Raw genomic sequence first — 15128 nt, 5'->3', positions numbered from 1 at the left:
TAAGGACTTGGAAATATGACCGAAAAACTTGTCATCATCGGCAATGGCATGGCGCCCGGGCGCATGTTGGAGCACCTCTTCGAACAGGCGCCCGGACGCTATGAAGTTACGATCTTCAATGCCGAGCCGCGCGTCAATTACGACCGCATCATGCTGTCGCCGGTTCTCTCCGGGGAGAAGGACTACGAGCAGATCATCATTCACGGTGACGGCTGGTACATCAAGCACGGCATCATGCTCTACAAGGGCCACAAGATCGTCAACATCGATCGCGTCGCCAAGACCGTCACCTCCGACCACGGCGTCACCGAAAGCTATGACAAGCTGGTGATCGCAACCGGTTCGGTGCCCTTCATCATCCCGGTCCCCGGCAAGGATCTGCCGGGCGTCATCACCTATCGCGATCTGGACGACGTGCAGGCGATGCTGCTTGCCGCTCAGTCGCGCGAAAAGGCTGTTGTCATCGGCGGCGGTCTGCTTGGCCTCGAAGCGGCGGCCGGTCTTGCCCAGCGAGGCATGGACGTCACCGTGCTGCACGTCATGCCGACGCTGATGGAGCGCCAGCTCGACCCCGCCGCCGGCTATCTGCTGCAGAAGGCGGTCGAAGAACGTGGCATCAAGGTCATCTGCAAGGCCAATACCAAGGCGATCGTCGGCAACGGCAGGGTCGAGGGTATCGAGCTTGACGACGGCCGCATCATCCCGGCAACGCTGGTGGTAATGGCCGTCGGCATTCGTCCGAGTGTGGGCCTGGCGAAGGACGCCGGCCTTGCGGTCAATCGCGGCATCGTCGTCGATGCCGGCATGCAGACCTCGGATGGCAATATTCTTGCGCTTGGCGAATGTGCCGAGGTGGGCGGCATGGTCTACGGCCTTGTTGCGCCGCTCTATGAAATGGCTCGGATTGCCGCAGCACATCTCTCGGGCGATCGCTCGCCGGCTTTCGTGCATGCGGATACACCGACCAAGCTCAAGGTCACCGGCATCGAACTCTATTCCCTTGGCGACTTCGCCGACGGCGACGACCGCCAGGAAATTGTGCTGCGCGATGCCAGCGCCGGCGTCTACAAGCGCCTGGTGCTGAAGGACAACAAGATCATCGGCACCGTGCTTTACGGCGAGACCGCTGACGGCGCCTGGTTCAACGACCTGAAGAAAAAAGCGACTGATATTTCGGAGATGCGCGAGACGCTGATCTTCGGACAGGCCTATCAGGGAGGGTCGCCGCTGGACCCTATGGCGGCCGTTGCAGCCTTGCCGGATGACGCGGAGATCTGTGGCTGCAACGGCGTATGTAAGGGAAAGATCACCTCGACGATTTCAGGCAAAGGGCTGACGTCGCTCGACGACGTGCGGGCCCACACGAAGGCATCCGCCTCGTGCGGCTCCTGTACTGGCCTCGTCGAACAACTCATGGCGCTGACGCTCGGCGACAGCTACAACCCGGCTGCCGTGCAGCCGATGTGCACCTGCACCGAACTCGGCCATGACGACGTCCGCCGCCTGATCAAGGCGAAAGGGCTGAAGAGCATCCCCGCCGTCATGCAGGAATTGGAATGGAAGACCTCCTGCGGCTGCGCCAAATGTCGGCCGGCACTCAACTATTACCTGGTCAGCGACTGGCCGGACCAATATGCCGACGACTACCAGTCGCGTTTCATCAATGAGCGCGTCCATGCCAACATCCAGAAGGACGGCACCTACTCCGTCGTTCCGCGGATGTGGGGTGGCGTCACCAATTCGAACGAGCTGCGCGCCATCGCCGATGTCGTCGACAAATTCGAGATCCCCATGGTGAAGGTGACGGGCGGCCAGCGGATCGACCTGCTCGGTATCGAGAAGGAAGACCTGCCCGCCGTCTGGGCCGACCTCGGCAAGGCCGGTTTCGTTTCCGGCCAGGCCTATGCCAAGGGTCTGCGCACAGTGAAGACCTGCGTCGGCTCCGACTGGTGTCGCTTCGGCACCCAGGATTCCACCGGTCTCGGCATCCGCATCGAGAAATTCATGTGGGGCTCCTGGACGCCGGCCAAGCTGAAATTGGCCGTGTCCGGCTGCCCGCGCAACTGCGCCGAGGCAACCTGCAAGGATATCGGCGTGATCTGCGTCGATTCCGGTTTCGAGATCCATTTCGCCGGTGCCGCCGGTCTCGACATCAAGGGTACGGAGGTCCTTGGGCTCGTGCGGACCGAGGACGAGGCGCTGGAGCATATCGTGGCACTGACGCAAATGTACCGCGAGCAGGCCCGTTATCTCGAGCGCATTTACAAGTGGGCCAAGCGTGTTGGCCTCGAAGAAATCCGCCGGCAGATCATGGGCGATGCCGAAAAGCGCAAAGCCTATTACGAGCGCTTCGTCTTCAGCCAAAAATTTGCCCAGGTCGACCCGTGGTCGGAGCGTGTTTCCGGCAAGGACAAGCATGAGTTCAAGCCGATGGCGACGATCGGCTATCCGCAGGCTGCAGAGTAAGGAGATGGACATGAACTGGATCGCAATAGGCGACATCTCCGACATCCCGCTACGTGGGGCGCGTTGCGTAAAGACACCGCAGGGCAAAATCGCCGTCTTCCGCACCGCCGAAAACGAGGTCTTCGCCATCGAGGATCATTGCCCACACAAGGGCGGGCCGCTGTCTCAGGGCATCGTTCACGGCAAAGCCGTCACCTGCCCGCTGCACAACTGGGTGATCTCGCTGGAAACCGGCAAGGCTCTCGGTGCCGACCAGGGCGAGGTCCGGACGATACAGGTGCTGAACGAAGACGGCAGGCTGTTCATTGCCCTGGAAAGCCTGATGATGGCGGCGGAATAGATGGTAGCCGAGGTCAAGACCACCTGTCCCTATTGCGGCGTCGGCTGCGGCGTTCTCGCCACCGTCGACGAGGCAGGCTCAGTCAGCGTCAAGGGCGATCCCGAGCACCCGTCGAATTTCGGCCGGCTGTGCTCGAAGGGGTCGGCACTTGCCGAAACCATCGATCTCGATGGCCGGCTTCTCTACCCCGAAATCGCAGGCGAGCGCAGCGGTTGGGACGAGGCGCTGGATCTGGTCGCCCGGCGTTTTTCCGAAACGATCGCCGAACACGGGCCTGACTCCGTTGCCTTCTATGTCTCGGGCCAGTTGCTGACCGAGGACTATTACGTCGCCAACAAGCTGATGAAGGGTTTCATCGGCTCCGGCAATATCGATACCAATTCAAGGCTCTGCATGTCCTCCTCGGTGGCGGGGCATCGCCGCGCCTTCGGCGCCGACACGGTGCCCGGAACCTACGAGGATATCGAACTCGCCGATCTGGTGGTGCTCACCGGCTCCAACCTCGCCTGGTGTCATCCCGTCATCTACCAGCGGCTTGCCGCCGCAAAGGTGGCGCGGCCAAACATGCGCATCGTCGTCATCGATCCGCGCCGGACGATGACATGCGATATCGCCGACCTGCATCTGGCAATCCGCCCGGACGGCGACGTCGCGCTGTTCATGGGACTGCTTGCCCATCTCGCGACAAGCCCGGCAATCGACCAAAATTATATCGCTTCCCACACGGAAGATTTCGCCGACGCCTTTGCGGCTGCCGCGGCGCTTGATATCAACGATCTCCTGGAGCGGACCGGCCTGCCGGCCATGCAGATCCGGGAATTCTTCCGCCTGTTCGAGACCACGCCGAAAGTCGTGACCTGCTATAGCCAGGGCGTCAACCAATCCTCCTCCGGCACCGACAAGGTCAATGCGATTATCAACTGCCATCTGGCGACCGGCCGCATCGGCCGCCCAGGCATGGGACCGTTCTCGCTGACCGGCCAGCCGAACGCGATGGGCGGGCGCGAGGTCGGCGGTCTCGCCAATATGCTTGCCGCCCATATGGCGATCGAAAATCCGCAAGACCGGGACCGCGTGCAGCGCTTCTGGAATTCACCGGTCATCGCCGCAAAACCGGGCCTGAAGGCGGTCGACATGTTCCGCGCCGTGGCCGACGGGCGCATCAAGGCGCTCTGGATCATGGCCACCAATCCCGTCGTCTCGATGCCGGATGCCGACAGCGTCGAAAGCGCGATCGCCGCCTGTCCCTTCGTGGTCGTCTCCGACATCCTCAAAGAGACGGATACGACCCGGCACGCAGATGTGCTTCTACCCTCGCTCGGCTGGGGCGAAAAGGACGGCACCGTTACCAATTCCGAACGGCGCATTTCCAGACAACGGCCGTTTCTCGGCATATCAGGCGATGCCAAGGCCGACTGGTGGCAGCTTGCAGAGGTCGGACGCCGCATGGGATTTGCCGCCGCCTTCGACTTTAATGCACCGGCCGCAATCTTTGCCGAACATGCCGCCCTCTCCGCCTTCGAAAATAACGGCAGCCGCGATTTCGACATCGGCGCTCGTGCCGGCATAAGCGACGGCGCCTACGATGAACTATCGCCCTTTCAATGGCCGCAGGCGCCAGGGACCGCACCCGGCATCACCCGCTTCTTCGCCGAGGGCGGGTTTTTCCATGCCGACGGCAAGGCGCGCTTCATCGCGGTGAAACCGCCGGCAACCGATCGCACCAATGCCGATTTCCCCTTCACGCTGAACACCGGGCGCGTCCGCGACCACTGGCACACGATGACGCGCACAGGAAAGAGCGCGCGGCTTTCCGCCCACATCGCCGAACCCTTTGCCGAGATCCATCCGCGCGACGCCATCGAGACCGGTATATCAAGCGCCGGCCTCGTCGAGATCGACAGCCCCCATGGCAAAGCGATCGTCCGGGCGCTGGTGACCGATCGCCAGGCACGCGGCGGCATCTTTGCGCCGATGCACTGGAACGACCAGTTCGCCGCGAAAGCGCGGATCGACGCCGTGGTCGCGCCGATAACCGATCCGTTTTCCGGCCAGCCGGCGTCGAAGAACGTTGCCGTTGCCGTTCGGCCCTTCCCCGCCACCCATTATGGCTTCGCCGTCTCGGCGACAAAACCGGCGACACCTGAGGCAGCCTATTGGGCGCTGGCGAAAGCCGACGGCGGCTGGCGGCTGGAACTTGCCTTCAGAAACACTGTCGACGACTGGACGGCCTGGTGCCGCGCGGTTTTCGCCATTCCCGATGAAATCGAGCCGCTGGGTTATGCCGATCGGCAATCCGGCGACCTCAGGCTGGCCTTCTTCGATGGCGAGACCCTGCTCGCCGCGCTGTTCCTCGCCCGCGAACCGGTCGCCGTCGCCCGCAACTGGGCGATCTCGCAGCTTTCCGCCTCGCATGGCGACCTCAGGAAACGCTTTGCACTCGTCGCAGGCCGTCCCGGCGCCGGCAGGCCGGATCCGGGCGCCACCGTCTGCTCCTGCTTCAGCGTCGGGGTCAACCAGATCGCTGCCGCCGTGCACGGCGGATGCCACAGCGTCGAGACTGTCGGCAAGGAAACGAGTGCTGGTACCAATTGCGGATCCTGCCGCAGCGAAATCGGCAGCATCATCGATCGCTGTCTTGCCGCTGCCGCGGAGTGAACGGCAGGAAACGTGACGCGGCTGCTATCAGGCCGCGTTCGGGACGATGAACATCTTATGGTCGGCTGAGATACGCACCGAAATCTCGTCATAGGATGCGAGGGTCGGATGCCGCGTCTCTATCTTGTGGTGATGAGCAGCGGTGACGACCATGACATCGGCGCCGGCGGCCTCGCCGGCAACGATGCCGGCTGCGACATCCTCGAACACCAGGCAATCATGGGTGCTGACGCCGAGCCGTTCGGCGCCCAGAATATAACATTGCGGATCGGGTTTACCGACCTTCACATCCTCCGCCGTCACCATGAATTTCGGCACCGGCAAGCCTGCCGCCTCCAGCCGCCGATGGGCAAGACGCAACGGCGAGGATGTAACGATCGCCCAGCGATCCGGAGGCAGTGAACTCAGGAATGTCGCAGCACCGGGAATGGCAACGACGTCGCTGACATCGGCGATTTCGGCTTCGGTCACCAGCCTGGATTCATGTTCGGGGTCCACCCCGGGCAGGTTCAGCCGGGTGATCGTGTCAATGCCACGCGATCCGTGCATCTTCGGCAAAAAGGTGGCGACATCGAGCCCGTGACGCCTTGCCCAGTCGCTCCATGCACGCTCGGCCGCCTGGATCGAATTGAGAATGGTGCCATCCATATCGAACAGGAAGGCGGCATAAGGCTTCTCGAAGCCACGGGGCATCGGCAGGGACAAAACGTAGATCCTTTTAAGGAGGAATATCGGACGGTCGTTGCTATCGATTGATAACGGCAAATTATTGCATTTTGCAAGCTTGCGGAAAGACGACGGCCGCTCTTGAGAAGGCAAAAACCGCCTTAGAAAGCCGTGCGGGTGGCCAGTAAGCCGCAGGAGAGTCGGAGACCAATCGAGTCGTGGCAGAGGGTATCGGTGCTGGCGGCGAGCTCCCGCGCGACCGGAGTATCGGCGCGCAGCTCGGCTTGCGCGGTTGGATCGACGCGCATCGGAGTGGCGGTCCATAGCGAGGGGCGGCTGACGTCGATTGAAGAAATCCTGTCCTTCTCGCGGCCCACGGCAGAGGACGCGATCGCCATGCCGCTTGCTGTCAAGGCGAGTGCAAGGGCAATCTGGAGGCCCAAATCTGCGGCCTCGCGAGAGGAAATGAACATAGCGGCCTCATGCTGCCGGTTTTCAGCGTTTATCCAGCAATTAAGGCAGGCGGCGATGCCGATCCAGCGGCTTCGCCCGTTAAGGTTTATGCGTAACCATGCAAGGTTCGCGTAAAAGTTTTTTGGCAAATTTCGGAACAATGATTCCAGCGGGCGGTTACCCGAGGGCCACCCAAGATGAAAATCAAAGGAGGATATCCTCATGACCAAGTCCCTTATTGCCGCTTCGCTGCTTGCGATCGGCATGGCATCGTCTGCCTTTGGCCAGTCGAACCCCGACCCGATCGGGCCGACGAATGGCGGCTCGACCGATCCGAGTTCAGGTAGCTATTCATCCGATTACACCAACAGTGACAACGGCATGTATCCGGTGCGCAGCACGGCGGTTGACCCGATGACGACACAAAGCATCGGCCGTCCGCAATCGATGGAATGCCCCGGCATGCCGCAACAGATGTCCGGCGTCGACACCCGCGGCGGTCAGAGCGGCGCATCGATCAGCGACGCCTGCCGCGAGTACGACAACTAACAGGCACCCTCCGCTGACAGAAAAGGCCGGTTCACGCCGGCCTTTTTCATGTCGCGACGGCGATGCAAAGCTTGTTCTCGCGGATGAAACTTTTGATCCGGCCGTTCCGTACATTCGTAGCAGGTCGAAAAGAACACAAGCAGGAACGGCTTTATTGGCACAGGACGCGGCAAAACCGGCCATTCTCTGGTTTCGCAAGGACTTGCGCCTTGACGACAACCAGGCTCTCAATGCAGCCGATCTCTCCGGCCGGCCGGTCATCCCCCTCTATATAAACGAGCCCACGGCAGGCACCGGTCCACTGGGCGCTGCGCAAAGCTGGTGGCTGCACCATTCGCTGGAAGCGCTCGACAGGTCGTTGCGCAAGCAGCAGGGAGGACTGGTGCTTGCCAGCGGCGAGGCCCTCGAGGTGCTCTGCGCTTTGATCAGGGAGAGTGGTGCCGAAGCCGTCTTCTGGAACCGCCGCTACGATCCATCCGGAATCGCCATCGATATCCAAATCAAGCACGAACTGGAAAAGCAGGCGATCGAGGCGAGAAGCTTCGGCGGCCAGCTGCTGCACGAACCTTCCCGGCTGATGACCGGCGCCGGCACACCCTACCGCGTCTACACGCCTTTCTGGCGGGCGCTGGAGGCCGCCGGCGAACCAGAGCGGCCGCTCGCCGCGCCTGCGAAACTAAGGCTGGCCTCGCAGCTTCTAAAATCCGAAAGGCCGGAGAGCTGGAGACTGCTGCCGACGAAGCCGAACTGGGCGAAGGGTTTTGGCGATCTCTGGACGCCGGGCGAAGAAGGTGCGCAGCAGAACCTACGTGACTTCGTCGAGGAAGCGCTCGATGGCTACAAAGAGAACCGCGACTATCCTGCGAAGCAAGCGACATCGATGCTGTCACCGCATCTGGCACTTGGCGAGATCTCCCCTGCCCGTATCTGGGATGCGACACGCGGTCTTACGAGCCAAGTGCCGGCGGCCGATATCGTGCATTTCCGCAAGGAGATCGCCTGGCGCGAATTTTCCTATCACCTGCTTTTCCATTTCCCGCAGCTTGCCTCTGAAAACTGGAACAATCGATTCGACGGCTTCGAATGGCGCAACGACGATGACGATTTCAACGCGTGGCGCCGGGGGGTGACCGGCTACCCGATCGTCGATGCCGGCATGCGCCAGCTCTGGCACCATGGCTGGATGCACAATCGCGTACGCATGATCGTCGCCTCATTCCTCATCAAGGATCTGATGGTCGACTGGCGCCGGGGCGAGGCCTGGTTTCGCGACACGCTGGTCGATGCCGATCCCGCCAACAACGCCGCAAGCTGGCAGTGGGTGGCTGGCTCAGGAGCCGATGCCTCACCGTTTTTCCGGATCTTCAATCCGGTGCTGCAGGGCCAGACCTTCGATCCGGACGGTGACTATATCAGAGCTCATGTGCCGGAGCTTCGAGAGCTCGGGGCAAAATACATCCATCGGCCGTTCGAAGCGCCAAAGAGCATGCTCGACGCGGCAGGCATCACGCTTGGCCAAACCTATCCGAAACCGATCGTCGACCACACGCGCGCGCGCAACCGGGCGCTCGCCGCCTACAACGCCACAAAGGACGCCACATGAACGCGCACTTGCGTCCTGCTCCCCGCCGGCTGAAGATCGCCATCATCGGCTCCGGCATCTCGGGCGCCTCCGCGGCCTGGGCGCTGTGTCAGGTACACGACGTTACGCTCTACGAGAGCCAAGCGCGGGCGGGCGGCCACACGGCGACGGTCGACGTCGATTACGATGGGGTTCGGATTGCGGTCGATACCGGCTTCATCGTCTATAACGAACAGAATTACCCAAATCTGACGACGCTCTTTGCCGAGCTCGGCATCGCCACGCATGCAAGCGACATGAGCTTTTCGCTCTCACTCGACCGCGGCAGACTGGAATGGTGCGGCGGCGGGCTGTCTTCGATCTTCGCACAGAAGCGCAATCTGCTGCGGCCGTCGTTCCTGTGGATGATTCGTGAGATCCTGCGCTTCAACCGCACCTGCCTCGAAGACCGGGCGGCCGGCCATCTCGCCTCCCGTTCGATCGGCGATTATCTCGACTGGCGCGGCTTTTCGCCGGGTTTCACCAACAACTATCTCCTGCCGATGGCGGCGGCCATCTGGTCGACGCCGTCCGCCCGCATGCTGCAGTTTCCCGCCGAACATTTCGTCAATTTCTTCGACAACCACCGGCTGATCTATCGCCGGCAGCACCAGTGGCGGACGGTGACCGGCGGCAGCCGCACCTATCTCGACCGGCTGCTTCAGCCGCTCGGCGAACGGATGAAGCTTTCCTGCGGCGTGCGCAGCGTGCGCCGCTCCGCGAGCGGCATCGCGATCATTGACGATACGGGCAGCGAACACGCCTTCGACAAAGTGATCTTGGCTTGCCACAGCGACCAGGCAGCCCGCCTGCTCGTCGATGCTACCGACGGGGAAAGGAGACTGCTTGCCGCCATCCCCTATCAGCCAAACCGCGTCGTCCTGCACCGCGACGAAGCCCTTATGCCGCAGCGGCGCAAGGTCTGGGCTTCGTGGAACTATCTGCGTTCCAGCCGCGTAGATGGAAAGGCAGGCGTGGCCGTCACCTACTGGATGAACAGGCTGCAGGGCATCGACGACAATTTTCCGCTGTTCGTGACGCTCAATCCGGATCGTGAGCCGGACCCCCGCAGGGTTTTTGCGGAATTCGCCTACGAGCATCCGCAATTTTCGACCGAAGCGGTGAAGGCGCAGCAGGCGCTTGCCGCCATTCAGGGAGAGAACAATTGCCATTTCGCCGGCGCCTGGACGGGATATGGATTTCACGAGGATGGCCTCGTTTCCGGCCTCGCGGCAGCGGAGGCGATGGGCGGCATCATCCCCTGGCGGACGGTCCGAACCTGGGAACCTCAACCGGATGCAACAGCATGAGAGGACGCGGCGAAAAGCGTGGCATGGACACGGTGGCCAACGGCCCGCCACCGGATGCGGCGGCAGCACTCTATGTCGGCGACATCATGCATCAACGGATGAAACCGTTCGGCCATCGCTTCCGCTACCGCGTCTTCTCGCTGCTTGTCGATCTTGATCGGCTCGATGAGGCGGACCTGGCGTCGATGCTGTTTTCCGTCAACAGAGGCAATCTCGTGTCGTTTTACGAAAGGGACCATGCCGATGCCGGCAACACGCGACTACGCATCTATGCCGACCGGCTGCTGACCCAAGCGGGGCTCGATCGTGCCGACAGGATCCTGCTCGTCTGCTATCCCCGAATTCTCGGCTATGTCTTCAACCCGCTCTGCGTCTACCACGCCTATGATGCCGGTGGCGCACTCGTCGCGATGATCTACGAGGTGCGCAACACCTTCGGCGAGCGGCACAGCTATGTCTGTCCCGTCGGCCGCGGCGAGATGTCGGAAAGCGGGCTTCGCCAGAGCTGCGAAAAGCTCTTCCACGTCTCGCCCTTCATCGGTGTGGTGGGGCGCTATCATTTCCGCATCTTGCCGCCCGGCGCGGAAATCCGCTGGCGAATCCTCGAAACCGACAATGAAGGCCCGCTGCTTTCGGCGACGTATTCCGGGCGACAAGAGCCCTTGACCAGCGCCTCGCTGCTAAGGCTGACGGCGTACATACCTTTCCTCACCGTCAAAATCGTGGCCGGTATACATTGGGAAGCGCTGAAACTCTGGCTGAAAGGCGCGCGCTATATCAGGCGTCCGGCCCCGCCGCCTGAAGTCAGCATCCACCAGCCCTGCCCGCTTGCAGACGCGGCGGAATGACATTAGCTTTCGATGTAATGGCCGGAGGCCGCCCGAACACATCGTCACGGATGTATCGTCGCCCCTAACCGGCAAAAAATGCTGGAGGAGGAGAGATGAGTAAGGCGCAGGACTGGAATCTGCTGGCTCGTGATGCGGTGACGCTGACGGCCGAAAACATGTCCCGCATGGTGAAAGGTCTGCCCTTCAAGGCAAAGCTGGCTGTGCGCGGACTTCTGCACATGCAGCACGGTTCGCTCGCCGTTACCCTCCCCGACGGCCGCAGACTGTTGGTCGAGGGCAGGAAGGCCGGTCCAAAGGCGGCGCTCAGCCTCCACAACTGGAATCTTGCCTATCGGGCGCTGACGAGCGGCACGATCGGGGTTGCCGAAACCTATATGGACGGCGATTGGGACAGCCCCGACATCGCCGCCTTCCTTGAACTCTTCCTCGTCAACGGCGAGGCCGTCTACAGCTATGCGCATGGCAAGGGCGGCCTTGGCCGCCTCTTCGAGCGCGTCCGCCATTGGATGAACACCAATACCAGGACGGGCTCGAAGCGGAACATTTCCGCCCACTACGATCTCGGCAACGATTTCTACAAGCAATGGCTCGATCCGAGCATGACCTATTCCTCGGCACTCTATTCGACCGGGGCCAACGACCTGCAATCGGCGCAGAATGCCAAATACCGCGCGCTCGCGGAGGCGACCGGCATCGGGCCTGGGGATCACGTGCTGGAGATCGGCTGCGGCTGGGGTGGTTTTGCCGAATTCGCAGCAGGCGAGCTAAATTGCAAGGTGACCGGGCTGACGATCAGCCGCGAGCAGCTCGCTTTCGCCGAGGAGCGCATCCGCAAAGCCGGCCTCGGCGACCGCGTCGAGTTCCGTTTCCAGGACTACCGCGACGAGACCGGGCTCTATGACCGGATCGTCTCGATCGAGATGTTCGAAGCAGTCGGCGAGAAATACTGGCCATCCTATTTTTCCAAGCTCAGGCAATGCCTGAAGCCGGGCGGCAAGGCAGGCCTGCAGATCATCACCATCCAGCCAGAATCCTTCGACCAGTATCGCAGCAATCCCGACTTCATCCAGAAATATGTCTTTCCCGGCGGCATGCTGCCGACGCGCAACCATCTGGCCGAACTCGCCGGCAAGGTCGGCCTGTCGCTGGACAAGGATTTCGGCTTCGGGCTCGACTATGCGCGCACACTTGCCGAATGGCGCGAGCGCTTCTGGTCGGTCTGGGAGCGCATCCGCCCGATGGGCTTCGACGAGCGTTTCAAGCGGCTCTGGGAATTCTACCTGTTCTATTGCGAGGCCGGCTTCCGCGCCCGCAATATCGATGTGCGCCAAGTCGTGTTCTCGCGCCGGTGATCATTCCGCTAAATGCGGCGTCACCGAATGGTGACCAGTCAATGGCGGCCGCTCCCGCCAGCCGGTCACTCGGTTCACCAGCGTGAAATAAGCACCATAGGGGAGCAGGCGCGCCAGTTTCAGCATGGTGGTGAAGCGCTTCGGGAACGTGATCTCGAAGGCCCGCAATTTCAGCCCGGCGGCAATCTGCCGGGCGGCGTCTTCGGGCGACACCAAGGCCGGCATCGGAAAGGCGTTCCTCCTCGTCGCCGGCGTATCGACGAAGCCTGGGCTGACGAGCTGGATGCGGATGCCGATCTTGTCGAGATCGAATTTCAGGCTTTCGGCCATATTGATCAGCGCCGCCTTGGTGGCGCCATAGGCCGCACCCGTAGGCAGGCCGCCATAGCCAGTGACGGAGGAGACGATGGCGATCTGCCCCTGGCCTTTCGCCTTCATATGGCCGATCGCCGGCAGCAGACAGTTGACGACGCCGGAAAGATTGACGGCAAAGCTTTTTTCGAAATCGGCGCGGTTCAGGTCCTCGGCATGGACCGGCAGGTAGACGCCGGCATTGAGGATCGCCATGGCGAGCGTGCCATGCTCATATTCGATGGAGGCCATGACATGTTCCATGTCCTCGGCATCGGTGACGTCGCCGTCGAGAACCACGATACTGCCGGAAAGACCGCTGGCTTCGGCCTGCAGCTCGACCAGCTTTTCGTGACGTCTGGCGGTAACGGCGACCTTGTATCCTTCGGCCGCGAGCTTCAGCGCAAGCGCCCGGCCGATCCCGGAACTTGCCCCGGTGATCCAGACGATTCCATGTTCGGGACGGGCGATGAAATCATGCATCACATGTTCCTCCGGCTCTGCCTGACCAACACGAAAACAGGTCCGGAAGTTCTCTGCGTCTCCCGGATTTATGGCTCTATCACACCATTGTGGCTGCTTTCAGCCGATCAGGTCGCCGATCATCTGACGAAAGGATCCCGTCAGTCTGACCGGCCCGTCCGAAACGGCAAAGGCGATGCAAGGCCTGTCCTTTTCGGCGACCGGTCGGTGGTCGACCGTCTCGTCGGCGATGGAGATGTCGCCGGGGCCGAAACGGCCGCGTTCATCGTTGAAGGCGCCGTCGAGGATGAGGATGAGTTCCATGCCTTTGTGGGTATGCGCCGGCAAGGCACGGCCCGGGCGGATCCACATCAGGTTGACCTCGCAGCCGTCCATATCGAAGCAATATTCCTTGAAGCCCGGCAAGCGCTTGCGCCAGGGCACATCCTCGACCTCGCAGCCGACGAGATCGCGCAACGCTTGGGGAAACAGTACGTTTTCCGGCCGCGCTGCCGCACGTGGCACAGAGACGGCAGGCGCCGAGGAAAAGATCGCCGAAAGCCGCCGGTCGCGATCGGCAATGGCAGCAACAGGCGCGCTTTCCAGGGCCTCCCCGGCCAGCAGCTCGAGGCTTTTGACCAGGCTGCGATTATCCGGCGTCATTTCGAGATGGGACCGCACCAACACACGCGCCGGCTCAGGCAAGGAGCCGGCGACATAATGCGCCATCAATGCATCGATCGTATCGATCTGCTCGTGAATCATGCCGGTTTCGGTCACGCCCTGTTGCCGCGCTCCGTTTTCGCTTTGTCGTCATCCGTACGGGGAAAGTCAATCTTCGGATCACTCCGCGCACGGTGGGATTGTCGGCTACGCGTCATTTCAGGGGAGGAAGGCCAAATTTTATCGTGCCCGACAGAGGCGTGGAATAGCATTTCTTGCCAACTCAGCCTTGTGAAGGGAAAAGACCGTTCCTAAAGTAAGAGTTCGAATAGAGGCAGATTCCATGACCTTCCACCCTTCCGTCCTCGAAGCCATCGGCAACACGCCCCTGATCAAACTCAAGGGTGCGTCGGCGGCGACCGGCTGCACCATTCTCGGCAAGGCGGAGTTCCTGAACCCCGGCCAGTCGGTGAAGGATCGCGCCGCGCTCTTTATCATCCGCGACGCAGAGCGGAAGGGCCTGCTTCGGCCCGGCGGCGTGATCGTTGAAGGCACGGCCGGCAACACGGGTATCGGGCTGACGCTGGTCGCCAAGGCGCTCGGCTACCGCACCGTTATCGTCATCCCGGAAACGCAGAGCCAGGAAAAGAAGGACGCTCTGAAACTGCTCGGCGCCGAACTCGTCGAGGTGCCCGCCGTTCCCTACAAGAACCCGAACAACTACGTGAAGGTTTCCGGCCGGCTCGCCGAGCAGTTGGCGAAGACCGAACCGAACGGGGCGATCTGGGCAAACCAGTTCGACAACGTCGCCAACCGGCAGGCGCATATCGAAACGACCGCCCCAGAGATCTGGAACGATACCGACGGCAAGATCGACGGCTTCATCTGCTCGGTCGGTTCCGGCGGCACGCTGGCAGGTGTCGCTACCGGCCTCAAGGCTTTCAAGGCAGACGTCAAGATCGGCATTGCCGATCCCGATGGCGCCGCTCTCTATGAATTCTACCAGAACGGCGCGCTGAAATCCGAGGGCTCCTCGATCACCGAGGGCATCGGACAGGGCCGCATCACTGCCAATCTCGAAGGCTTCACCCCCGATTTTTCCTATCGGGTGTCCGATGCAGAAGCGCTTCCCTATCTTTTTGATCTGGTCGAAAACGAGGGCCTGTGCCTTGGCGGCTCGACGGCGATCAACATTGCCGGCGCGGTCAATCTCGCCCGGGATCTAGGCCCCGGCCACACCGTGGTGACGATCCTCTGCGATTACGGCAACCGCTATCAGTCGAAGCTCTTCAACCCGGACTTCCTGACGTCGAAGGGGCTGCCCGTTCCAGGCTGGATGGCCGCGTCACCCGATATAAACGTTCCCTACGAGCCCGCGTGAGATCC

At 61.8% G+C, this 15128-nt stretch carries 13 protein-coding genes; 9 read left to right on the top strand and 4 right to left on the bottom strand.

Features of this window, described 5'->3' with window-relative positions:
- Window positions 1-15: 15 nt before the first annotated feature.
- Genes nirB through HJB89_RS17135 form a run of 3 tightly spaced genes read left to right on the top strand, consistent with a single transcriptional unit; the run spans window position 16 to window position 5464 of the window.
- Window positions 16-2466, top strand: coding sequence for a nitrite reductase large subunit NirB (gene nirB, locus HJB89_RS17145; RefSeq protein WP_207583934.1), 2451 nt, complete (start codon window positions 16-18; stop codon window positions 2464-2466).
- A gap of 4 nt (window positions 2467-2470) precedes the next feature.
- The gene (gene nirD, locus HJB89_RS17140) at window positions 2471-2806 is read left to right on the top strand and encodes a nitrite reductase small subunit NirD (RefSeq protein WP_207583933.1); all 336 of its coding nucleotides are present in this window, start codon (window positions 2471-2473) and stop codon (window positions 2804-2806) included.
- Entirely contained in the window at window positions 2807-5464 is a 2658-nt protein-coding gene (locus tag HJB89_RS17135) for a nitrate reductase (protein ID WP_221116306.1), read from the top strand.
- A 27-nt stretch (window positions 5465-5491) separates the two neighbouring features.
- On the opposite strand, the gene HJB89_RS17130 is transcribed toward HJB89_RS17135, so the two are convergent.
- Together HJB89_RS17130 and HJB89_RS17125 are read right to left on the bottom strand one after the other, a co-directional pair.
- Window positions 5492-6169, bottom strand: a complete 678-nt coding sequence (locus HJB89_RS17130) for an HAD family hydrolase (protein ID WP_207583931.1) — start codon at window positions 6167-6169, stop codon at window positions 5492-5494.
- 122 nt (window positions 6170-6291) lie between these two features.
- Window positions 6292-6603, bottom strand: a complete 312-nt coding sequence (locus HJB89_RS17125; protein WP_207584297.1) for a hypothetical protein — start codon at window positions 6601-6603, stop codon at window positions 6292-6294.
- Between the two features lie 202 nt (window positions 6604-6805).
- Here HJB89_RS17125 and HJB89_RS17120 point away from each other — a divergent pair, with 202 nt between their 5' ends.
- The 5 genes from HJB89_RS17120 (at window position 6806) to HJB89_RS17100 (ending at window position 12266) form a co-directional block, all read left to right on the top strand.
- Window positions 6806-7132 (top strand): hypothetical protein, encoded by a 327-nt coding sequence (locus tag HJB89_RS17120; RefSeq protein ID WP_221116304.1) that lies wholly within the window; start codon window positions 6806-6808, stop codon window positions 7130-7132.
- Between the two features lie 154 nt (window positions 7133-7286).
- Window positions 7287-8735 (top strand): deoxyribodipyrimidine photo-lyase, encoded by a 1449-nt coding sequence (locus HJB89_RS17115; RefSeq protein ID WP_221150269.1) that lies wholly within the window; start codon window positions 7287-7289, stop codon window positions 8733-8735.
- Entirely contained in the window at window positions 8732-10063 is a 1332-nt protein-coding gene (locus tag HJB89_RS17110; protein ID WP_207583928.1) for an NAD(P)/FAD-dependent oxidoreductase, read from the top strand. Before HJB89_RS17115 ends, HJB89_RS17110 begins: the two co-directional genes overlap by 4 nt.
- Window positions 10060-10911, top strand: coding sequence for a DUF1365 domain-containing protein (locus HJB89_RS17105; protein ID WP_207583927.1), 852 nt, complete (start codon window positions 10060-10062; stop codon window positions 10909-10911). Before HJB89_RS17110 ends, HJB89_RS17105 begins: the two co-directional genes overlap by 4 nt.
- Before the next feature lie 95 nt (window positions 10912-11006).
- Window positions 11007-12266, top strand: a complete 1260-nt coding sequence (locus HJB89_RS17100) for a cyclopropane-fatty-acyl-phospholipid synthase family protein (protein ID WP_221150267.1) — start codon at window positions 11007-11009, stop codon at window positions 12264-12266.
- Here HJB89_RS17100 and HJB89_RS17095 read toward each other — a convergent pair whose 3' ends face one another.
- Window positions 12267-13100, bottom strand: a complete 834-nt coding sequence (locus HJB89_RS17095; protein WP_207583925.1) for an SDR family NAD(P)-dependent oxidoreductase — start codon at window positions 13098-13100, stop codon at window positions 12267-12269.
- Between the two features lie 99 nt (window positions 13101-13199).
- Window positions 13200-13859 carry a ChrR family anti-sigma-E factor gene (locus HJB89_RS17090; RefSeq protein ID WP_221150265.1) on the bottom strand — a complete coding sequence of 220 codons (660 nt, stop codon included), beginning with the start codon at window positions 13857-13859 and terminating at the stop codon, window positions 13200-13202.
- A gap of 226 nt (window positions 13860-14085) precedes the next feature.
- Here HJB89_RS17090 and HJB89_RS17085 point away from each other — a divergent pair, with 226 nt between their 5' ends.
- Window positions 14086-15123, top strand: coding sequence for a cysteine synthase A (locus HJB89_RS17085; protein ID WP_221150262.1), 1038 nt, complete (start codon window positions 14086-14088; stop codon window positions 15121-15123).
- Window positions 15124-15128 lie beyond the last annotated feature (5 nt).

The organism is Rhizobium sp. NZLR8 (assembly GCF_019685025.1).
Lineage (GTDB): Bacteria > Pseudomonadota > Alphaproteobacteria > Rhizobiales > Rhizobiaceae > Rhizobium.
Note: the sequence above shows the minus strand (reverse complement) of the source record. Positions and strands in the feature narration are given on the sequence as shown.